Annotated in this window: 17 protein-coding genes and 1 tRNA gene; 7 read left to right on the top strand and 11 right to left on the bottom strand. The window is 59.1% G+C overall.

The window, feature by feature from the left end:
* Nucleotides 1–128 precede the first annotated feature (128 nt).
* Nucleotides 129–608, top strand: coding sequence for a hypothetical protein (locus DYE40_RS08570; RefSeq protein WP_115308690.1), 480 nt, complete (start codon nt 129–131; stop codon nt 606–608).
* A gap of 392 nt (nt 609–1000) precedes the next feature.
* Nucleotides 1001–1885, top strand: coding sequence for a lysophospholipid acyltransferase family protein (locus DYE40_RS08565; protein ID WP_115308689.1), 885 nt, complete (start codon nt 1001–1003; stop codon nt 1883–1885).
* A gap of 212 nt (nt 1886–2097) precedes the next feature.
* Here DYE40_RS08565 and amgK read toward each other — a convergent pair whose 3' ends face one another.
* Nucleotides 2098–3102 carry an N-acetylmuramate/N-acetylglucosamine kinase AmgK gene (gene amgK / locus DYE40_RS08560; RefSeq protein WP_115308688.1) on the bottom strand — a complete coding sequence of 335 codons (1005 nt, stop codon included), beginning with the start codon at nt 3100–3102 and terminating at the stop codon, nt 2098–2100.
* Between the two features lie 70 nt (nt 3103–3172).
* Between amgK and DYE40_RS08555 the strand changes: the two genes are divergently transcribed.
* Nucleotides 3173–5506, top strand: coding sequence for an LPS-assembly protein LptD (locus tag DYE40_RS08555; RefSeq protein WP_115308687.1), 2334 nt, complete (start codon nt 3173–3175; stop codon nt 5504–5506).
* Nucleotides 5503–6468 carry a peptidylprolyl isomerase gene (locus DYE40_RS08550; RefSeq protein WP_115308686.1) on the top strand — a complete coding sequence of 322 codons (966 nt, stop codon included), beginning with the start codon at nt 5503–5505 and terminating at the stop codon, nt 6466–6468. The genes DYE40_RS08555 and DYE40_RS08550 overlap by 4 nt, the downstream gene beginning before the upstream one ends.
* A gap of 683 nt (nt 6469–7151) precedes the next feature.
* Here the strand turns inward: DYE40_RS08550 and DYE40_RS08545 are convergent.
* The 7 genes from DYE40_RS08545 to DYE40_RS08515 form a co-directional block, all read right to left on the bottom strand.
* Nucleotides 7152–7841: an SIR2 family NAD-dependent protein deacylase gene (locus tag DYE40_RS08545; protein ID WP_115308685.1), complete on the bottom strand. Its 690-nt coding sequence runs from the start codon at nt 7839–7841 to the stop codon at nt 7152–7154.
* Nucleotides 7842–7895: 54 nt separating this feature from the next.
* A complete protein-coding gene (locus DYE40_RS08540; protein ID WP_115308684.1) occupies nt 7896–8249 on the bottom strand; it encodes a TfoX/Sxy family protein in 354 nt (117 codons plus the stop codon).
* Between the two features lie 24 nt (nt 8250–8273).
* Entirely contained in the window at nt 8274–9119 is an 846-nt protein-coding gene (locus tag DYE40_RS08535) for an SIS domain-containing protein (protein ID WP_115308683.1), read from the bottom strand.
* Nucleotides 9120–9227: 108 nt separating this feature from the next.
* Nucleotides 9228–9917 (bottom strand): 6-phosphogluconolactonase, encoded by a 690-nt coding sequence (pgl, locus tag DYE40_RS08530; RefSeq protein ID WP_115308682.1) that lies wholly within the window; start codon nt 9915–9917, stop codon nt 9228–9230.
* Nucleotides 9918–9995: 78 nt separating this feature from the next.
* The gene (locus DYE40_RS08525) at nt 9996–10226 is read right to left on the bottom strand and encodes an enterochelin ABC transporter (RefSeq protein ID WP_115308957.1); all 231 of its coding nucleotides are present in this window, start codon (nt 10224–10226) and stop codon (nt 9996–9998) included.
* Between the two features lie 199 nt (nt 10227–10425).
* Nucleotides 10426–11010 (bottom strand): GTP cyclohydrolase II, encoded by a 585-nt coding sequence (ribA, locus tag DYE40_RS08520; RefSeq protein ID WP_115308681.1) that lies wholly within the window; start codon nt 11008–11010, stop codon nt 10426–10428.
* Nucleotides 11003–11644 (bottom strand): GAF domain-containing protein, encoded by a 642-nt coding sequence (locus tag DYE40_RS08515; RefSeq protein WP_115308680.1) that lies wholly within the window; start codon nt 11642–11644, stop codon nt 11003–11005. Before DYE40_RS08515 ends, ribA begins: the two co-directional genes overlap by 8 nt.
* A gap of 175 nt (nt 11645–11819) precedes the next feature.
* Between DYE40_RS08515 and DYE40_RS08510 the strand changes: the two genes are divergently transcribed.
* Nucleotides 11820–11904 (top strand) — tRNA-Leu (locus tag DYE40_RS08510).
* Nucleotides 11905–11992: 88 nt separating this feature from the next.
* Here DYE40_RS08510 and lysC read toward each other — a convergent pair.
* The 3 genes from lysC to DYE40_RS08495 are packed head-to-tail and all read right to left on the bottom strand — an operon-like array spanning nt 11993 to nt 12969.
* Nucleotides 11993–12244, bottom strand: a complete 252-nt coding sequence (gene lysC, locus DYE40_RS13310) for an Rz1-like lysis system protein LysC (protein ID WP_425451193.1) — start codon at nt 12242–12244, stop codon at nt 11993–11995.
* Nucleotides 12147–12686, bottom strand: coding sequence for a glycoside hydrolase family protein (locus tag DYE40_RS12780; RefSeq protein ID WP_174901018.1), 540 nt, complete (start codon nt 12684–12686; stop codon nt 12147–12149). Before DYE40_RS12780 ends, lysC begins: the two co-directional genes overlap by 98 nt.
* On the bottom strand, nt 12679–12969 hold the full coding sequence (locus DYE40_RS08495) for a holin (RefSeq protein WP_115308679.1): 291 nt from the start codon (nt 12967–12969) through the stop codon (nt 12679–12681). Before DYE40_RS08495 ends, DYE40_RS12780 begins: the two co-directional genes overlap by 8 nt.
* A gap of 319 nt (nt 12970–13288) precedes the next feature.
* Between DYE40_RS08495 and DYE40_RS08490 the strand changes: the two genes are divergently transcribed.
* Both DYE40_RS08490 and DYE40_RS12775 read left to right on the top strand, forming a co-directional pair.
* On the top strand, nt 13289–13894 hold the full coding sequence (locus DYE40_RS08490) for a hypothetical protein (RefSeq protein ID WP_147286619.1): 606 nt from the start codon (nt 13289–13291) through the stop codon (nt 13892–13894).
* The gene (locus tag DYE40_RS12775; protein WP_115308677.1) at nt 13891–21258 is read left to right on the top strand and encodes an LPD3 domain-containing protein; all 7368 of its coding nucleotides are present in this window, start codon (nt 13891–13893) and stop codon (nt 21256–21258) included. Before DYE40_RS08490 ends, DYE40_RS12775 begins: the two co-directional genes overlap by 4 nt.
* Nucleotides 21259–21270 lie beyond the last annotated feature (12 nt).

Genomic DNA, 21270 nt, shown 5'->3' with positions numbered 1-21270 from the left:
GTTTTGTTTTTCAGCGGATTTTCTAACGTATTTTCTTTTTTCGGTAACAAAAATTCTCTTTTTGAGTGTAATTTGAGTTTATACAGGATTTCATGCTGTAAGATTGGGTTATATTTTAAGGAAATACTATGGACAAGATGAAATTGTGGCGTGATGGAATTGGTAGCTCGTGGAATTATAAACAATCAAAAGCAAAATTTAATATAGATTATGCCTGGCTCTTATTTACATTCGCTTATTTCTTTTTTTTCGCCATGAACAAAAGTGTAACAGCAATGGGCTTATCTATTGATGAATACAGCTTGGTTTCAGGTGGAGAAGGACTGCGGCCGTCGATTGGTAAAGTGGCAGCTGACGGAACTGCCGGTTCTATTATTGGCGGATTTATCGGCAATGCCGGGAAATCTGGTGCTTTGAATGGAGCACGTATCGGCGGAGGCCTCGGCATAGCCGCCTCAGCCGGCTGGGAGATAGGAACTGCTTTATATAAAAATAAAACTATCCGTAACACATCCATAGGCATAATTGAAAATATTGACATCTGGACAAACGGCCGGCTGAGCGGAACTGATAAATCCGGCAATCACTATGACGGAACGGATTATTGACGACCGTATCTGTCAAATCAGAAATGCAAAGCGGCATAACGCCTTCTCAGGCGGCCTTATTTTTGTCGCTTTGATAGCCCTTACTTAATTTCCAAGTAGCTTTATCCTTACCAAGCCCACGCTGCTGAGCGAATCCGCGTATCCGGTTACTCAAGCATGACAGATGCGAAAAGAAAACGTGAAATTATTGCCGTCCACGGGCAGCAGGATTTCCAATACGGTATTCCCGTTTTACAACATGAAAATAACGGCGGGTATCGGACAGGCAGGCCGTCTGAAAACGGCAAACCGCCCTGCCCCGCTTTCCACACGCCGCCGCAACCGCACCGCCTTTTTTTCAGACGGCCTTTTGCCTTACAATCGCCGCCCACCCCGCACCGGCACACCACACCATGCAAAGCACCATTTTCCTTCTCTGCCGCCTCCTTGCCGCCCTGCCGCTCAAATCCCTGCACGCGCTGGCGTATTTTTGGGGCGGCCTTGCTTTTTACCTGCGCCGCGAAGACCGCGAACGCATCCGCGACAATCTGCGGACTGCCGCCCTGCCCTGCGGCGATGACGACGTGAAAGCCGTGCTGCGGGAAACTGCCAAAGGCGGCTTGGAGCTGCCCGTTGCCTTTTTCAGACGGCCTGGGGAAATCGAAACCCTGTTTCGGGAAACGCACGGCTGGGAGCATATCGAAGAAGCCGCCGCTACAGGCAGCGGGCTGCTGCTCATTACACCGCACCTGGGCAGCTACGATTTGGCCGGACGCTGCATCAGCCAGCGTCTGCCCTTCCCGCTGACCGCCATGTACAAACCGCCGAAAATCAAAGCATTCGATGCTGTGATGCAGGCCGGACGCGTGCGCGGCAAAGGCAAAACCGCCCCCACCAGCGTGCAAGGCGTAAAGCAGCTTATCAAAGCCCTGCGTGCGGGCGAGGCCGTCATCCTGCTGCCCGACCATGTTCCCTCTCCGGCAGAAGGCGGCGACGGCGTTTGGGCGGACTTTTTCGGCCGTCCCGCCTACACCATGACGCTGGCGGCCAAACTGGCGCAGGTCAAAGACGTGCAAACCTTTTTCTTCTGCGGCGAACGCCTGCCCGGCGGCACAGGCTTCGTGCTGCACATCGAGCCGCTGCGCGGCACGCTCAACGGCGACAAAGCCCACGACGCACGCATCATCAACGAAAATGTCGAATACTGGGTACGCCGTTTCCCGCAGCAGTACCTCTTCGCCTACAACCGCTACAAACAGCCCGCCGGCGCACCCGAAAGGCCGTCTGAAAAAAACTGATTCCGTCCTTCCCGGCCCACACGCAATTTCCTGTTTGCCGCCGCATTCTTCCTGCTGCTGTACGCAGGTTTGCCGCACACCGTCTTTGCACACAGCCGGAAAACGGCGAAAAACAAAGATTCGGAACACAAACCGCCGCCGTCCTGACCGCCATACGGCATGAGGCCGTCTGAAAATATTTTTCAGACGGCCTCATGCTTTTGCCTTGCCTATTAAAACGTATAACCCGTTTCCAACTCCTCATCGCCCACCAGCTCCAACAGCAGCGCGTAAAGCGGCGCGAGTTCGACATAGCGGCGGGTGGTGCGGCGCAGATAGTTGAGGAAGCGCGGAATTTCGGGACGGTATTTGTCTTTGCCGTCGCGATAGTAGAGCCGCGCGAAAATGCCCGCCACTTTCAAATGACGCTGCACGCCCGTCCACTCAAACCAGCGGTAGAACACATCAAACTGCTCCGGCACGGGCAGACCGGCGGCGCGCGCCTTTTCCCAGTAGCGTATCGCCAAATCCAGCACAAACTCTTCTTCCCATTCGATAAACGCATCGCGCAGCAGCGACACCAAATCATAGGCAATCGGTCCGTAGAGCGCGTCTTGGAAATCCAGCACGCCCGGGCGGCCGCGCGTAAGCATCAGATTGCGGACAATAAAATCGCGGTGGACATACACCTGCGGCTGCGCCAGAAGCGGCGGCAGCAGCACATCCATGCTCTGTTGCCAAAGCTGCTTCTGCTTGAAATTCAACGGCCTGCCCAGCTCTTTGGCGGCAAACCATTCGGGAAACAGATTCGCTTCGCGCAGCAGCGTTTCGCGCCCGTATGCAGGCAGCACGTCCGGCTTGGAAGCCTTTTGCAGAGTAACCAGCTCGTCTATGGCTTCGAGCAGCAGCACCTTGTGGACGGCTTCGCGCTGGTCGTGCCGCATCGCCGCCAGATAGGTGGTGTTGCCCAAATCGCTGAGCAGCACAAAGCCGCGCTCCTCGTCGGCATACAGCACCTGCGGCACATTGAGCATGGCAAACAGCTTCTGCACTTTCAGATATGGCGCAACGCTCATTTTGTCGGGCGGCGCGTCCATACAGATAACCGTACGCCCGTCGGCAAACGTGGCACGGAAATAGCGGCGGAAATCGGCATCGGCGGCGGCAAAGGCCAAATCAAAGGCTTGGCCGGGATAAACACCGGCAAGCAGGTTTTGCAGTTCGGATTGTCGTTGCATGGCGGTTTTGCTGCGGAACAGTTAAAATGGCCGCCATTTTAACTGTCAAAAAACGTTTTAGGGTGATACTTTGGCACATTCGTTTCTAGCCAGGCCGCTGGCCTTCGCCGTCGGCGCGGCACTTGCCTCGGCCGCATCCGCACAAGACGCGCGCCTGGGCAGCACCTGCCCCAAATGCGGCGCGGACGGTGCCGTCCGGACCGCTCCCGCGCCCGAAGCCCCCGTCCTCCGCAGCGGCGAAGAAACCCTGCCGCCCGACTACACCCGCGTCAGCGCGGACGAATTGCGCGGCCAAACCGCCGTCGGCGTAGAAGCGCAGGGCGGTGTCATCGTCGAACGCAACCGGCAAGTCCTCAACGCCGAAAAAGTCTCCTACGACCAAAAAACCGACACCGTACGCGCCGGCGGCGGCTTCATCCTCGACGACAACGGCTCCACCGTACGCGGCGACAAGCTCCAATACAACCTTACCGAAGGCAGCGGCAGAGCCGACAAAGTGTCCATGGAGGCCGAGCGCGAAGGCCGCCGCCTGCAAGCCGTAGCCGAAAAAGCCGAATTGGAAAACAAAAATTTCTACAAGCTCCAAGACGTAGAATTCAACACCTGTCAAAAGGGCGACGCATCCTGGTATATCAGCGCGCAAAGCATCGAAGCCGACTACGACAAAGGCGTGGGCGTGGCCAAACACGCCAAGCTAGTCTTCCGCGGCGTTCCCGTCCTCTACACCCCCTGGGCCGACTTCCCGCTCAACGGCAACCGCAAAAGCGGCCTGCTCGTCCCCACCCTCAAAGTCGGCTCCGACGGCACCGAAATCGAAACCCCCTACTACTTCAACCTCGCACCCAACTACGATGCCACCCTCACTCCCGGCATCATCAGCGCGCGCGGCGTACAGATCGGCGGCGAATTCCGCTACCTGCAACCGCAGTACAACGGCGAAATCTCCGGCAAATGGATGCCCGACGACCGCCGCAGCCGCCACAACAACCGCTACACCGCCCGCTGGCAGCACTTCCAAAACTTCGGCAAAGGCCTGAGCGGAAAAATCGACTTCAACCAAGTCTCCGACAACGACTACTACCGCGACTTCTACGACCGCGCCGACATCGCCCGCAACGTCAACCTCAACCGCGAAGCCCGTCTGGACTACCAAACCGACGTACTCGGCGAATGGCTCGAAGCCCACCTCAAAGTACAGAAATACCAAACCCTCGCCAATGCCGACGGCTACAAAGACGAACCCTACGCCATCCTGCCCCGCCTGAGCGCGGACTGGCAGAAAAACTTTGCCGGCAACCTCTTCGCTATCAACGGCCAATACACCCGTTTCACCCACGACAGCAAACAATCCGGCCAACGCTTCGTCCTCTATCCCTCCCTCAGCCGCGAATTCCGCAACGGCTGGGGCTACGTCCGCCCCAAAATCGGCCTGCACTACACCCGCTACATCCTCGACAGCTTTGCCGGCCGCCCCGGACGCACCGCAAGCCGCAGCCTGCCCATTGCCAACATCGACACAGGCATGACCTTCGAACGCGAAACCAGCCTCTTCGGCCGCAGCCGCATCCAAACCTTAGAGCCGCGCCTCTTCTACAACTACATCCCCACCAAATCGCAAAACGACCTGCCCAGCTTCGACACCTCCGAAAACAGCTTCAGCTACGGACAGCTCTTCCGCGAAAACCTCTATTCCGGACAAGACCGCATCAACTCCGCCAACAGCCTTACCGCCGCCCTGCAAACCCGCTATCTCGACCGCGAAAACGGAGCCGAACGCCTGCGTGCCGGCATAGGCCAGAAGTTTTACTTCAAAGACGACAACGTCCTGCCCGACGGCAGCGTCAAAACCGGCAAACGTACCCGTTCCGACTGGATTGCCTTTGCCGACGGAGAAGTCAGCCGCAGCATCAACGCCTACACCACCGTCCATTTCAACGAAAACCGCTCCCGCTTCGAAAACATCGCCGCCGGCATCCGCTACCGCCCCGAAGACGGCAAAGCCCTCAGCCTGCGCTACCGCTACGGCCGCGACAAAGCCATCTACCTGCAAGACAACGGCCTCTACCTGCGCGACAAAATCAACCAGATCGACTTCGGCGCGCAATGGCCGATAACCCCCAACCTCTACGGCCTCGCCCGCTACAACCACGCCCTCGACATCGGCCGCCCCCTCGACATCCTCGCCGGACTCGAATACAAAAACGCCTGCGGCTGCTGGAGCGTCAGCGCGGCCGCCCAACGCTACGTAACCGGCTGGAACACCGAACGCGACAAGCCCGACTACAAAAACGCCTTCTTCTTCACCCTGCAACTCAAAAGCCTGAGCAACATCGGCAACAAAGCCGACGAAACCCTGCGCCCCGCCATCCCCGGCTACATCAAAACCAACGAGGTAGTAAAATGAAAAAACACACCCTGACCCTCGCGGCCGCCCTTACCGCCGCCGCCTTTCAGACGGCCTTTGCCGCCGACATCCGCCCCGTAGACGGCATTGCCGCCGTTGCCGGAGACGCAGTCATCACCATGCGCCAGCTCGACAGCGCGGCCGCAGCCGCCAGACAAAGCCTGCCCGCCGCGCAAAGGCCGTCTGAAAACGAACTGCGCAGCCACGTCCTCTCCCAGCTCGTCAACCGCGCCCTCGTCGTCCAGGCCGGCAAACGGCGCGGCATCACCGCCACCGAAGCCGAAACCGACGAAGCCCTCGCCCAAGCCGCCGCACAAAGGCACACCACCGTCGAAAACCTCTACGCCCAGTCCGCCAAAAACGGCATCAGCCGCGCCGCCCTGCGCAAAGACACCGCCGAAGGCATCATCGCCGAAAAAGTCCGCCAGCAGGCCGTCCTCCAACAAGCCCGCGTCAGCGACGAAGAAATCGATGCCGCCCTCGCCCGCGCCAAACAGCAGGGCATCGCCCTGCCCGCAGGCGAACCCGTACGCCAATACCGCGCCCGCCACATCCTCATCAAAGCCGAAAAAGACAATGCCGCCACCGCAGCCGAAGCCGTCATCCGCAAAATCCAAAACCAGGCCAAAGCCGGACGCGACTTCGGCGACCTGGCCAAACAATATTCGCAGGACACCAGCGCGGCACAAGGCGGCGACTTGGGCTGGTTCGGCGAAGGCGTGATGGTGCCCGAATTTGAAGAAGCGGTGAAAAAACTGAAAAAAGGCCAAATCAGCCGCCCCGTCAAATCCCAGTTCGGCTGGCACCTGATCCAGCTTACCGACACCCGCGAAGCCGGCACGCCCGAAGAACGGCAACGCAACGCCCTGCGCCAGTACATCATGCGCCAGAAAGCCGAAGCCGCCTCCGCCCAGCTTCTGCAACAGCTCCACGAAAGCGCGTATGTGGAAGTAAGGCTGTAAGGCAAAACGCTCCGAGGCCGTCTGAAAACCCGTTTTGCGGTTTTCAGACGGCCTCTGCCGTTATGTAGGGTGTGTCGCACGGCGACGCACGGTTACGGCTATTTACGCAGCGGATTAAACAACGGACAAACCAGGCCGTCTGAAAAACAGATTCGGCGCATCCGAAACACCGTTTGCACAAATGTTCAAACAGCTTTTGCGCGGCGGCGGCGCGTGCGTCGTCTTGGGACGACACACCCTGCCTGTTATGCAGACGGCCGAACGGATGCTTTTGACTTGTTTCGCCGCAAACACAGAGGCCGTCTGAAAATGCAACATCGCGCTTTTTCAGACGGCCTCCGCCGTTATGCAGGGTGTGTCGTCCCAAGACGACGCACGCGCTTGCAGCGGTTGGAAAACAGGGGAGAGGCCGTCTGAAAACACGTACGCGGCGTGTCCGAAATACCGTTTGCAACTTGCAGACCGTTTTTTCACTTTGGATGGAACGCGTGCATCGCTGCGCGACACACCCTACCGGACATCCGCCGCCAAGCACCACAAGGGTAACAATATGTCTGCGGAACGCGCGCATTGCCTTCTGGCGGCACACCCTGCACGGATTCGGCGGGGCAAACGGAAAAGAGGCCGTCTGAAAACCTGTTTCCGGTTTTCAGACGGCCTCTCTTGTTTGTGCTGCGGCGCAGTCAGCCGCGCCGTGCCGCGACGGCCAGATCCGCCGCGAGCTGCGGCACGCCTTCGGCGGCTTTTTTTGCCAGCACTTCGACACGCGCGGTGGTGATATTGGGTTTGGGATCGACCAGATACAGCGGCGCATCGGCGCGGGCATAGTGCAGCAGCGAGGCGGCGGGATAAACCTGCAAGGAGGTGCCCACTACCATCACGATGTCGGCGGCGGACACCAGCCGCACCGCCTCATCCATCAGCGGCACGTCTTCGCCGAACCAGACGATGTGCGGGCGCAGGCGGTTGCCGTAGCGGTCGCAGTCGGCAGCGGTTTGGTCGCCCTGCCAGGGGATGATGTCGGTGTCGTCCGCCGTGCTGCGCAGCTTGCCCAGCTCGCCGTGCAGGTGCAGCACGCTGCTGCTGCCGGCGCGTTCGTGCAGGTCGTCGACGTTTTGTGTGATGATGTCCACGCGGTAATGCCGTTCCAAATCCGCCAGTGCCTTGTGGGCGGCATTGGGCAGGGCGGCAGCGGCGGCGCGGCGGCGGGCGTTGTAAAAGGCGATAACGGCCTGCGGGTTGCGCTCGAAAGCCTCGGGCGTGCATACGTCTTCGATGCGGTATCCCTCCCACAGGCCGTCGCCGTCGCGGAAGGTTTGCAGGCCGCTTTCCGCGCTGATGCCCGCTCCGGTGAGTACGGCGAGTGTTTTCATGGGTGTTCCTTTGACGGGTGTGAATGCGCCTGCCGCCGTATCCGATGGCGGGCTTTAATGCTTGCCGGCCTGTGTCCGGTTATATTCCAAGGCCAAATCCAGCCAGTAAGACAATTCTTTCTGTCCTTCGTGATCCAAATCGATATAGCCCCGATAGGGTCTGCCGCGCATGACTGTGGTTTTCGCGCCGGTCCTCGGCATGGCCTGCTGCTGCAAATCCTGTCCGATGACGACCATCACTTCCGCTCCGGCTTCGTCGCCGATACAGACCGCCATTTTTCCGCGAATCATGAACGCCAGTCCGCCAAACATTTTCTTTTCTTCAAGCTCGGCGGCTAAAACTTCCGGCGGCAGCTTCTGTGCCAGCAATTTGCGGACTTCCTGCGCCAGTGTTTCGCTGTAAGCCATCTTTTTTCCTGATGCTGCGGCGGCTCAATGGCCGGCGGCGGGCAGGCGGGTGCGGAGGGTTTGTTTGCCTTTGGCCAGTTGCAGGCTGGCGGTTTCGCCCAGGCGCAGGGCGAGGCCGATGGCGAGGATGTCGATAACGGTCAGTTGCAGCAGGCGGGAGATCATGGGGGTGTAGCGTTCGCTGTCTTCCTGGGTGAATACGTTGAGCACGCAGTCGGCAAGCTCCGCCAGCGGGGAGCCGGCGCGGGTAACGGCGACTACCGCCGCGCCGTTTTCTTTGGCCGCCGCCGCCACTTCGAGCAGGCCGGAGGGTGTGCCGGATTTGGAAATGACGACGATGGCATCCTGCGGACTCAATACGGCGGCGGCCATCAGTTGGATGTGGAGGTCGGAGTAGGCGACGGTGGAAATGCCGAAGCGAAAGAATTTGTGCTGCGCGTCTTGGGCGACGATGCCGGAGTTGCCCATGCCGTAAAACTCGATACGGCGCGCGCCGCAGAGCAGGGACACGGCTTTTTCGAGGGCGGCCTCGTCGAGAAAGCGGCGTGCGCCGAGGATGGCGGCGGCGGTGTTGCCGAGCACTTTTTCCATCACGGCGGCCATGTCGTCGCTTTCGTTGAGCTGCTCGTGGACGAAGGGCATACCGGCGCGGCTGACATCGGCGGAAAGGTCGAGCTTGAATTCGGGCAGCCCTTTGCAGCCCATGCTGCGGCAGAAGCGGATAACGGTGGGCTGGCTGACGGAGGAGCGGGCGGCTATGTCGGCCACGGCGGCGTGGACAAACCATTTGGGGTCGGCAAGGGCGCACTCGCCTACTTTGCGTTCGGCGGCGGACAGTTGGTCCAGCGATTCGCTGATGCGGTTTAACACGGTTGTCTCCTTTATTCGTATTGTTTTGTTTTCATGTTTTCAGACGGCCTGTGTAAAGAGGCCGTCTGAAAACGGGCGGCGGGCAGCCGTTCGGCAAGGCGTATCTGCCTAGGCTGTGCGGCTGCAATATACCGCCGCCCTTTGTGCCGCCGCAATCATCCTTCCGACGGGGTATTGCGCGGGTGCGGCAAGGGCTTGTTCGAGTATGCGGCGTTTTTCTTCTCCGCCAACGGCGAGATAAACGTGCGGCACGCGGGCGGCGGCAGCCAGCGTCAGGGAAATGCGCTCGTGCGGCGCGGCAGGCGGGGAAACGTGCAGCAGCGGCTGCGGATAATCGGGCGAGAGGCCGTCTGAAAGCTGCGGCGCGTCGGGAAACAGCGAAGCGGTGTGGCCGTCGTTGCCCATGCCCAGCACCAGCACGTCGGCCGGCCGGTAGCGTGCAAGCGCAATCCGCACGGCTTCTTCCGGCGGCGGCACGCTGCCGCCGTCTTCAACCAAGGGCAGCCATTGCGCCGCCGCTGCGCGGTGTTGCAGCAGGTGTCCGCGCACGAGGCGGGTGTTGCTGTCGGGATGGTTGGTGGGGACGATGCGCTCGTCGGCCAGGGTTACGGACACCTGCGCCCAATCCAAATCTTCCTGCGACAGGGCTTGGAAAAACAATACGGGCGAGCGTCCGCCCGACACGGCCAGCACGGCATCGCCCTTTTGCGCCAGCACGGTGCGCAAGTCCCGCGCCACGGTATCGGCAAGGGCGCGGGCGGCGGCTTCGGGAGTGGGAAAGTTATGGAAGGCGGTCATCGCTTGGTCTTTCAATATGAATACGTCTTACATCATGCAGGCCGTCTGAAAAGCGGCAAAACCCGTTTTCAGACGGCCTCACAAATATGCGGCGGCGGCAAGACCGCCCGCAATCAGTACAAGCTGCGCCGCGCCTTTGAGCAACGCGGTGCGGCTGATGAAATAGACAAACAGCGTACCCGTCAGCGCGAACATCAGGATAATCTGCCAGCCCGGCCAGCGGTTCAGATGCACCGCCTCGCTGAAACAGGTGTGCAGATGCAGCACGGCAACGGCGCAAACCGCCAGGGTAAGAAGCAACATGCCCATTCTGTTTTTCCTTTCTGTTTGTTGCGGATGCCGCATAAAGCCTTTGAGGCCGTCTGAAAACCCCGCTGCGGCAGAGAAAACCCATTTTTCGGAAACATACCCCCCGCACGGGCGGGAGCAACTTTAAATATAGCGGAACAAAATAGAAAAGAGACAAGGCGGCAAGGCCGTGGATTTTTTATCCCGCCCGCCATACGTTTCAAAACAAATGCCCCAGCTTCTCGGCCTTGGTTTTCAAATAATGTACGTTTTCCGCGTTTTCCCCCACATGCAGCGGCACACGTTCGGCCACCGCAATGCCCGCACGTTCCAGCGTTGCCACCTTGTCGGGGTTATTGGTCAGCAGGCGCAGCGAACGGATGCCCAAATGGGCGAAAATCTGCTGCGCCAAACCAAAATCCCGCGCATCCACCGGCAGGCCGAGGGCGAGATTGGCCTCCACCGTATCCAACCCCCCGTCCTGCAAAGCATAAGCACGGATTTTATTGATCAAACCGATGCCCCGCCCCTCCTGACGCAGATAGGCGATACAGCCCCGCCCCTCGCCCTGCACCGCCCGCATTGCCGCTTCAAGCTGCGGTCCGCAGTCGCATTTGCGCGAAAACAGCGCGTCGCCCGTCAGACATTCCGAATGCACCCGCGCCAGCACCGGCAGGCCGTCTGAAACATCCCCCATCGTCAGCGCGGCATGATCCTGCCCGTTTTCCTCTTCAAAACCGTGCAGCGCAAACACACCCCATTCGGTCGGCAGGCGGCAGGACGCAACGAATTTCAGCTTACTCATCCTCCGCCTCCCCCGCATCGCCAGCCAACACCCGCAGCGGCGCGGCCAAAGCCAAAGCCAGAGCCACCCACTGCGCCAGCACATCTTCACCAAACGCGTTTTTCTCCGCCGACTCGACATACACCACACCCAGCACGCGCCCGCTCGGCGAACACACCGGCAAAGCCGCCTGACTGCCCGAATCCGCATGTTCCGCTCCGGCCAAATCACCGTTTTCCAACCAGCGCGGCACATCGCCGGCCAGATTCAGCCAGCCGCTCCCCGCCGAACGGCACGCCAAATGCCGCCGCTCCGTTTCCGCGTCCAAAGACAACACCTCCGCAACCGGCCGCCCCTGCGCCGACAGACACAGCAACACCTGCTGCGGCAGCAGCGCATACACCGCCGCCGAGCGGACATCCGAACGCGAATACACCGAATCCAAAGCCATAAACACCTGCCGTAGCACAGCTTCCGTATCCCCGTTTCGAGGCAGCAAGGCGGCAGCCTCCCCGTTCCACAACACACTGCGGTCAATCTCCGCCTGCCCCATGTTTACCACCGCCTCCGCCGCCAGATACGCCACACGGACATCATCGGCAGACAGCTTCAAACCCTGGGTTTGCAGATAATCCCGCACCAGCAAATCCGACATAAACCTTCTTTCCTAACCAACATCCCCACCCGCCGAAAAAACGCTTTTCAGACGGCCGCCGCGCAACGCGCGCAATATCATCCGCAGCAAACGGATTCCGAAAGGGCGCGATTGTACAACCCGCCGGACACACTTGCAAAAACCACCCGCTGCCGTATAATCCGGCGCTTTACGCGCGGATGTGGCGAAATTGGTAGACGCACCAGATTTAGGTTCTGGCGTTGCAAAACGTGGGAGTTCGAGTCTCCCCATCCGCACCAATAAATCTATATAATTCAATAGGTTAAAAATTTAGGGGCAATTTAGGGACAAATAATACAGGTCGTCTGGCGAACAGGCGGCCTTTTTTCATTCTGCCACCGCCTGCACCAGCGTGTTGTGTCTCTCGGCGCAGTCTTTGTACAGATGCACGGTCTGCAATGCCCAGGGCAGGATGTCCGCACCCGTCTTTCCGTCCAATGGCTGCAACTTGGCGCAGGGCTGCACCAAATCGGCGGGCGGTTTATTCTGCGATGGCGGCGTTGAGTTGGCGCAGGCCGTCAGCGTCAATGCAATCGCTGCGGTAAACAGGGCGTTCGATGGTTTTCTGCACTTGCACATAGCGTATCCTTTCTTTCTGCTCGCGTTCGGCCTTTGCGGCCTGATAGTCTGCGCTCGCCTGCCGCGCGGCTGCGGCCTGCTGTTTTGCCGCCTCTGCCAGCGCAAGGCTGATTTCGGCGGCCTTGTCGGCCTGTCCGCGTCTGTATTGCGCGGCGCGGTCGGCCTGCGAGAGTTTCACGCCGGGCAGGAGGGCTTTCAGACGGCCTTCGTCTTTCGCTACGTGGACGCGGCTGATTTCCACGGCCTGCGCGGGGGTAACGGGCGGGTCTGCCATTTGTACGCGCCGTCCGTCGGGATACTGCGTACTGCCGATGCCGATGGTGGGCACACCGCCGGAATCGCGGTAGGGTGCGGCGCGGTAGCCTTCGTGGCGCATCAGGGCGGTAAAAAAGGCGGCGGAAACGGCAAGGCCGCCTATGGCGTATTTGCTTTTGTTATTCACGGCACTCCCCTTTGAGTTTTTCCAAACGCACGCGGCGTTCGGCCATTTCCATTTCGTGTATCTGTTCGCGCCGCGCGTTTTCGCGCTTCTCATCTTCGCGTCTTTCCGCTTCGCGCTTTTCGCGCTGGCGGCTGTAATGCCAGTTCATCAGAAAGCCGCCGACGGCGACGAGTGCGCCGACAACGGTCAGCAGGTCTATGGATTTGACCGCGCCGACAAAGCTGCCGATTGCGCCTGTCCACGTGATACCGTGGCCAATTTCTGGCAGATTGCTTGGTTTCATGTGTTTTCTTCCTTTTTTCAGACGGCCTCTAATGTAAAACCCGCACCAGCGGCGTAATCAGCAGCGCAAACAGGCCGAACGCTACGGCCAGTACGACAATGCCGATGCAGGCGCGGACAAATGGGCTTGCGTATATTTCCAATTTCATACCCTCCTTCGGGTGTAGTTCCAACTTGGTTTTGCTATACTTCGCGCGTTTAATCCTTAACGCATTAAGGTTTGAACCCGCCCGCAGAGTTGCCGCCCTGCGGGCTTTTCTTTTTTCAGACGGCCGCTACCGCAGCAAAACTTCCAACAGACCTCGGCGGCTTATGACGATTTGCTGTACAACCCCGAAAGCGGTTTGCTCAACCAGCGGGGGCTGAATGCTTTGCAGCGGGAGAGCGGGATGCCGCTGGCCGACGAATACGGCAAGGCGTTGCAGGCGAAGTTCGATGAGTTGTCGGCCGGTTTGGGCAATGATGCGCAGCGGGAGTTGCTGCGTTCTTCCTACGACAGGATGGCGGGAAATCTGCACGCCAAGGCTTTGGCTCATGCGTCGGGGGAGTTTCGTAGTTACCGGCGGGAAACGGCGCAGGCGACGGTGGCCAACCGTGGCAATGCGCTGGCCAACGGCTGGCGTGATGAGGCGGATGTGGTGAACGATATTGCGCGGCTGTACGAGGTGGACCGCCAAACAGACGCGGAACGCTATCACGCGCTGGCGGAGAATGTGCAGGCGATGAACGACGATCTGCGCTTGAAGCTGGGGCGGGAACCGTCGGAACAGGAGTTATTAACAGAGGCTAAGAAAATGCAGGCGAAGAAAGAAATCGCCATTAAGGCGGGTTGGATTTGGGACGATAAAGAGAAGGCGTTGAAGATGACGGCGGCGGAACAACGGGCGGCGGACGAGTTGAAACGGAAGAGGGAGACAGGAAAATGAGTTATCGCGAGGCAGAAAAAAGAGTAGACGAATATTTGCAGCACCGGCGTTCTCTGATTGCGAACGCGGAAGCGGGCGCGGGGGTGTCGCCCGACGAGGCGGCCAAACGGCGGCAGACGGCGCAGCGGCTGGGCGTGCCGGTGCAGGCGGTGAACGACGCGCCGGTGAGCGCGGTTTTGCAAGAGCAGTTTGACAAGGTGTGGCGCGACACGCAGGGCTTGGGGACGCTGCGCGGCAAGATGACGCAGCCTGATTTTTACAACTTGGCCAAGGACGATACGCCGCAGCTCGGGACAATCGGCGAGTTGGCAAATTCTGCGGCGCGGGGCTTTTTCAAGGGGGTAAACAATCTGCTGTTTGCGGCGGCAGACAGAAAGACTTTCGATACGGCGGCGCAGGCAGGTCTGCGCAGTACGCCTTTGGGGCAGGCTTTGGCAACGGGGACGGATTTTTACCAAAAGGTGCTGACGCCGCCGACCAAGGACAAGCTGCAGAAAGGGGATTTGCCCGCGCTGCCGAAGATGACGCTGCCTGCGCCTTCGGATTTTTTGAGCGGGGATTTTTGGAAACAGACCGACCGCGCCCGGGCGGCTCTTTATTCGGACTTGGGCGGCTGGACGGACGGGAAATTCGCGCCGTCGCGGCGTTTGCAGGACGACAGGGCGGGCTTTGCGCAGACGACGGGCTTCGGCGATTCGGCGTGGTATGCGCTGACGCATCCCTATATGACGGCGAATGCGGCGGCGGAGTCTTTCGGGCAGTTTGTGCCTGCGCTGGCGGCGGGAGCGGTAACGAAAAATCCGGCAGTGGGCGCGGCGGTAATGGGCGGCGGCTCTGCGGCAACGGAATATGCCGCCACGCTCTCGGAGGTGGTGGAGGGAAATGCGGCGAAGTTGTCGGGTTTGACGCATGAGGAAGCTGTCCGGCAGGTGCTGGCCGATCCCGCGCTGATGGATGAGGCGCGGGAAAAGGCGAAGAAACGCGGGGTGGCAGTAGGGGTGTTCGACGGCTTGACGGCAGGGTTGGCCGGCCGCCTGATGGCGGGGACGCGTTCGCTTACGGGGGCGGCGGCACGTGCTGCGGGCGAGGCAGGCATCCAGATGGCGGGCGGCGCGGCAGGCGAGGCGGCGGCGCAGACGGTTACGGGCGAGTGGACACCGCGCGAGATTGTGATGGAGGCTTTGGCGGAGATTCCGACCGCGCCCGTCGAGGGCTATCGGAATTTTCAGGAAGGCCGTCTGAAAGCGCGGCAGGCCGAGGAACACGCGGAGCATTTGAAGCGGCAGGCGGATGCGGTGGCGGCTTCCAAGCTGACGGCGCGGGCGGCGGATTTGCAGGCGGATTTCGTCAATGAAAGCTACGGGGAAAACAATAAGATTTACTTCGATGCGCAGGCTCTGATGCAGTCGGGGCTGGCCGATACGGTGGCGCAGGCGGTTCCCGCACTTGCGCCGCAGATTGCCGAGGCGGCGGCCACGGGCGGGATGGTGGAGATGACGCGCGGGGACTTCCATGCCTTTGTGCCGCAGGAAGCGCAGCACCATCTGGCCAATATCGCGCGTTTGTCGCCGGATGCGTTTTCCGCTGCGGAGGCCATGGCGTGGGAAGAGTCGGAAGCGGCGGCGGAATTTGAGGAAACGGCGAAGCGGGCGCAGGCGGACGCAGAGGCGTATCAGGCGCGGCAGCACGAGTTTGACGGCCTCAAAGCGCGGTTTAAGCAGGAGCTTGCCGATACGGGCAGGATGGATGCGAAGGGGGCGGATGATGCGGCTTCGATATGGGCTTCGCACATCCAAAGCTATGCAGGCCGTCTGAATATGACACCCGATGAGTTTATGGGGCGGTACGGCCGACTGAATGTGGTGGGCGAAAGTCTGACGCGGGACGGGGTGTTTTCGCAGGCGTTGGCGGCCAATCCTCCGAGCGGTTGGACGCACAGTGAAGACTGGAACGCGGCGGCGCAATTGTGGGATGAGCCAGGCAGCGGCGTAAGCAATAAGGCGGTATTTTGGACAAACATCCAAACGCCCGAACTGCCAACCATTCCCGATGCGGGCAATTTCTCGCATTCGGTCGGCGTGGATACGGTAAGGCACGTTAAAGAACGGCACGGCGGCGATTCAGAAAATCTTCACGGGCAGATTGCTGTCGGCAAAGACGATTTTGCCCGCATTCCCGAAATTGTTTCATCGCCTGACGGCATTCGCACAGATTTTGTATCGGAGCAAGGCCGCCCGCGTGTGGCGTATGTGAAAAGGTTTGATGACGGCGTTATCTTCTACATGGAAGAGGCCAGTAAGAAACGGCGCGATTTGCGCGGTATTTCAATGAGAAAGTATCCCTCAACGATTGATACTGACCGCGTTCTTGCGATGGCGACCAACCCCAATCTCTACGTCCGAAACGGGGAGAGGGCATACGGCGATGATAACGCAGACGGCCATCTCCATCAAGACATGACCGCCGAGCAGGCGCAGTTTGAAGAAATGGCGGCAGCTTACGGCGGGCGAGAAGCCTACAACGTGGCCAAATCGGCAGGCAAAACCGAACTGGACTACCGCCAGTGGGTGCAGGTGCGCACGCCGGCATTTAAGGCTTGGTTTGGCGATTGGGAAAACGATGCGGCCAATGCTTCAAAAGTCGTCAATCCGAATACGGGCGAGCCGCTGGTGGTGTATCACGGCACGCGGGCGGATTTTGACGTGTTCGATACAGAGAAGCAGGGTAACGGCTGGCTGGGGCGCGGGTTTTATTTTGCAGGCGATAAAAAACTGGCGAAAACTTTCGGCAGAAAAATGCTTCAATCTTTCCTGAATGTACGCAATCCGTTTACCGTCCAGGGCGATTCCGCATACAGCGAAGTGAAAAAGGCTTATGCGGCAGATAGGGATTTGCAAAGCGACATTGCGCCCGTGCTGAAAGAAAACGGCCATGACGGCGTGTTCATCAACCATTGGGAACAGGGCGGGATTTTCACGGCTTTCAACCCCAACCAAATCAAATCCGCCACGGCCAACAGCGGTGCGTTTTCGGCGGATAACGACAGTATTCTGTATCAGTCGGATTCAAAGGTACGGCGGGAAATCGGCGAGGCAGCGGATGCAATGGTGCGGGCGTTTGAGAAGATGGGTTTGAATGTCCGCGTTGACCGCAGCAATTTATCGGATTCGACTTATGTTTATGCGGATAACCCGCAGACAGCAGAGGGATTGTCGGTACGGATTTCCGATCATGCGAGCAAACCGCACCACCCCAGCCATGACTATTACACTTCGGTTGATAGTGCGGATTTCGGCGCGGAGCAGGAAAACCGCTGGCTGGATGCAGTGGAGTTTGTGGCCGAACAGATGGAACTGCCGTTGCCGTCATATATAAAACGGCTGGTTACGGTGCGCAACAAACGGCTGGCGGAGCAGGCGCGTCAGGCGCAAGCCCGCCGTTCGGAACAAGAGCTGCTGGCGGCAACGCAGAGGCTGCGCACAATGCGTGGTTTGGCGGGCAATATGGCTGCCTACCGGATGCGTGAATCAATAGCACTTGAAGCGCTGGATGATGCATGGACACCGGGCGGATACAGGCAGGCAGGCTTGTTTTTGGTGCGCAGGAAAACAAGCAAGCGTGGCAGACATGAGTCAATGCTATTGACACGGGAGCAGTTGGCAGGGCTGGATTTGCCGGCGGGCGACCGTGAGGCGATGTTTGATTATGTGGAGCAGCATCTGCCGCAATGGATTGCCGACGAGGAGTCGCGGCTGCGGGCAGACGGGATAGACCTGGAACAGGCGGCACAATTTGGCGATTATCTGTTGCTACAAGACGCACGCGGTATGTTCGACCGCATGGGCAATACCATTACCCTGCTGAAAAACGCCGACGCTTCCACCTTTATCCATGAGTTTGGCCATTTCGAGCTGGAAACGATGAGCCGTATCGAGCGGGATTTGCGCTCTGTGCCGCCTGCGGAATGGTCGGACGGCGAGCGGCAGATTGCGGCGGATTTTCAAACGGTGTTGGACTGGTTCGGCGTGAAAGACGGCGACGCTTGGGCGGCGATGAGTTTGAACGAGCAGCGGGAGCATCACGAGAAATTCGCACGCGGTATGGAGGCTTATCTGTTTGAGGGCAAAGCCCCGAGCGAAGCCTTGCGCGGCGTATTCAGCCGTGTGGCGCGTCTGCTCAAACGCATTTACCAAACGCTGGCCGGTCTGAATGTGGAGCTTTCCGACGACATACGCGGCGTATTCGACCGCCTGATTGCCAGTGATATGCAGATTGCGGAAACGGAATATGTGAACGGGGCGAAGCTCTTGTTTGCAGACGATGCGGAGTTTCAGGCAATGGACGACGCGGCGCGGAGGGAAGCAGAAGACGAATTGGGCAGACGCGCCCTGCGCGATATGGCCTTTGCCCGCAACGCACGCAGCCGCGAGATACGCCGTCTGAAAAAGGAATACAAGGCCGATTTCGAGCAAGCCGAAATGGCCGCACGGCGCAACATCATGCGCCAACCCGTTTACCGCGCATGGCAGCTTCTGACGGCCAAGATGACCGATGAGGACAGGATAGACGGCAATCCTGCCTTGGAAAAAGAACGCGCCCGCAAACGCAAAGCCTTACGCAAGTTGGCACAAAGCGAGCCGGTACGGATTACCGGCAAAGAGATTGCGGCTTCGGACGATCTCAAACAGTTCAAACGCAATGCGCTGGAATACGGCAAGCAGTTGCGCGGCAGTTATGTGAACAAGGATACGGGGATAGAAATTGAAATTTCACGCTCTGCGATCACAGAAGTTTTGCAACACGACTACAAAAACGCGGCACATCTTCAAAGCGTGGCGGCGATTCCGCAGATTATCGAAAACGCGGTACATATCGATACGATTGAAAATGAGGATGTAGCGAAGCATCCCGATGTTGAAGCGTATGAGTATTACCTTGCGGGGCTGAATATCGATAGAACGGATTACACCGTACGCGCTGTTGTTGCACGTGCGAAAAACGGACACCGCTATTACGATCACAAGTTGAGCAACATTGAAAAAGGCGCGTTGTCGTCCGAAATAGCCTCTCGCGTATCAACTGCGGAGATTTCAGACGGCAACACGCCTGCTTTTGATGATAAGCGTCTGGCCGAGATTTTGCAAGACGTGCAGCCGCGCAAACGAGATGTATCACTCGACCCGTCAACCGACACCCTGATGACCGCCATCGCCAAATTAGGCGGGCTGAACAAAGACGAGTTGGTGCGCGAGTGGGGTTTAGACCCGAAAGACAAGATTACCGCTCCGGTATTCGGTATGCCGGTGTTGCGCAAAAGCAAAGGCCGCAGCATAGACAGCATGGCGGAAGCATTGGCCGAAGCGGGATACCTGCCGACCGACAGCCACGGCAAGGCCGACGTGCGCGATTTGGAAGAGCGGTTTTCAGACGGCCTTTCGGGACGCGATTGGTACAGCCGCCACTATGTGCCGCGCGAAGAGAAGAAGGCGGGCGAAGATGTGGAAAACCCCTACGCCCTGAACGCCGTGCGGCTGGACGAAGCAAGCCTAGACGGCCTGCCTGCCGACTGGGCGGATGTGCTGAAATCGCGCGGCATGACGGCCAAAACGGGCGGAATGCACCCCGATATTGCGGCAGGGCTGATACTCGATGAAAACGGCGACCCCGTGTTTGCAGACGGCATGGATTTGGTGCAGGCTTTGGCCGAAGCGCAGCCGCCGCAGGAAGCCATTGAAGACACCGCCCGCCTGAACCTGCTGGCGGAAAAAGGCGACCTGCCGACGCAGGCCGATTTTGAAGAGGCGGCGGATTTGGCGGTACACAACGGAATGAGAGCGCGGATTATCGCGGCGGAGTTGAACCGGCTGAACGACGCACGCAAGGAGATCCAGCAGGAAGCCATCGCCGACGAGAAGGTGCGCAGGAAAATCGTCAATGAAGAGACCAACAGGCTGAATGCTGCGGTTGGGACGGTATCGCTACTGAAACAGGCGGCAAAGATACTGGCGAAGGAGAAAATCGAAAAAATGCTTGTGCGCGACTTGCGCCCGAGCGTGTTCACCCGTGCCGAAGCGGCGGCGGCAAAGTCATCTGAAAAAGCGTTCAAAGCGGGCGATATTGAAGAAGCGGCGGCACACAAGCGCAACCAGCTGATTCAGAATGCGATGGCGGGGGAAACCTTGCGGACTCGCGAAGAAATGAGAGATTTGCGCAGGAAGATTTTTAAGACGCAGGAAAGAATCAGGCTGCGCCGCAAACGTGCGGGAAATCCGAACAATGGCGTGGCGGATTTGGGCTATACCGAGCAAATTTCCGCTTTGTTGGAGTACGTCGGTTTGGCAAAAGCGCAGACGGGACATAAAGTTCCATCGATACATGTTTTTGTGCGCGAGATGGAAGAGGCGGGCGTGCATCACGGCATCGACCCCGAATACGTGGAACAAATCAGCCGCAAAAGCTGGCGCGATATGACGGTGGAAGAAATGCGCGGCCTGGCCGACACCGTGCGCCAGTTGGAACATTTAGGCCGTCTGAAAGACAGGCTGCTTTCGGGACAGAAAAAACGCAGCTATCAGGCGGTGCGCGACGAGTTGGCGGCCACGCTGGACGCTTCGGCCAAAGCGCAGGGGCGCAAGGCGCAGGACAGGCGCGAAGCGGCCACGGGCTGGCAGAAAACCGGCGCGTTTTTGCGCGGCTTTTACTGGGGGCATCTGAAAACCTCCACCATCACGCGCATTTTCGACAACGGCCAAGACGGCGGCGCATTCTTCACGCACTTTATGCTGCCGCTGAAACAGGCGGCGGACAGAGAGGCGGAGATGCAGGCGGAAATTTCGGAGAAACTCTATGAAACGCTCAAACCGCTGGCGAAACATACAGGCCGTCTGAAAAACCGTATCGGCGGCATGACCGACTATCAGGGCTTGGGCAAACTGACGCGCGAACAGCTTTTCGCCGTAGCACTGAATACCGGCAATGCGGGCAATATGCAGCGTCTGCTCGACGGCAGCGGCTGGAATGCGGCCGATGTGGAACGCGCCCTTTCGACACTGACGGCAGAGGAATGGCGGGCGGTACAGGGCGTATGGGACTTGCTGGAAAGCTACCGTCCGCAAATTGCCAAACTGGAAAGGCGCATGACAGGCGTAGAACCCGAATGGGTAGAGGCGCGGCCTTTCAAAGCCGTAGCGGCAGACGGCACAGAAATCGAAATGCGCGGCGGCTACTATCCGGCCAAATACGACCGAGAAGGCAGCGGCTTCGGCCTGCCTGCCTTCTGCCCAAATCAACCGCACGCTAAAAGGCGCACAGGCTTTGGACGAGGGCGATACCGACAATCCGACGGCCTTACTATTCGGCTATGACGGCAAGAAATA

Origin of the sequence: Kingella potus (assembly GCF_900451175.1) — a bacterium.
Classification (GTDB): Bacteria; Pseudomonadota; Gammaproteobacteria; order Burkholderiales; family Neisseriaceae; genus Neisseria; species Neisseria potus.
The sequence above is the reverse complement of the archived record's forward strand: the minus strand, read 5'-3'. Positions and strand labels throughout refer to the sequence as shown.

Coding starts and splice junctions, on each gene's coding strand:
- DYE40_RS08570 (WP_115308690.1), top strand. CDS start 129: ATGGACAAGATGAAATTGTGGCGTGATGGAATTGGTAGCTCGTGGAAT.
- DYE40_RS08565 (WP_115308689.1), top strand. CDS start 1,001: ATGCAAAGCACCATTTTCCTTCTCTGCCGCCTCCTTGCCGCCCTGCCG.
- amgK (WP_115308688.1), bottom strand. CDS start 3,102: ATGCAACGACAATCCGAACTGCAAAACCTGCTTGCCGGTGTTTATCCC.
- DYE40_RS08550 (WP_115308686.1), top strand. CDS start 5,503: ATGAAAAAACACACCCTGACCCTCGCGGCCGCCCTTACCGCCGCCGCC.
- DYE40_RS08545 (WP_115308685.1), bottom strand. CDS start 7,841: ATGAAAACACTCGCCGTACTCACCGGAGCGGGCATCAGCGCGGAAAGC.
- DYE40_RS08540 (WP_115308684.1), bottom strand. CDS start 8,249: ATGGCTTACAGCGAAACACTGGCGCAGGAAGTCCGCAAATTGCTGGCA.
- pgl (WP_115308682.1), bottom strand. CDS start 9,917: ATGACCGCCTTCCATAACTTTCCCACTCCCGAAGCCGCCGCCCGCGCC.
- DYE40_RS08525 (WP_115308957.1), bottom strand. CDS start 10,226: ATGGGCATGTTGCTTCTTACCCTGGCGGTTTGCGCCGTTGCCGTGCTG.
- ribA (WP_115308681.1), bottom strand. CDS start 11,010: ATGAGTAAGCTGAAATTCGTTGCGTCCTGCCGCCTGCCGACCGAATGG.
- DYE40_RS08515 (WP_115308680.1), bottom strand. CDS start 11,644: ATGTCGGATTTGCTGGTGCGGGATTATCTGCAAACCCAGGGTTTGAAG.
- lysC (WP_425451193.1), bottom strand. CDS start 12,244: ATGTGCAAGTGCAGAAAACCATCGAACGCCCTGTTTACCGCAGCGATT.
- DYE40_RS08495 (WP_115308679.1), bottom strand. CDS start 12,969: ATGAAACCAAGCAATCTGCCAGAAATTGGCCACGGTATCACGTGGACA.
- DYE40_RS12775 (WP_115308677.1), top strand. CDS start 13,891: ATGAGTTATCGCGAGGCAGAAAAAAGAGTAGACGAATATTTGCAGCAC.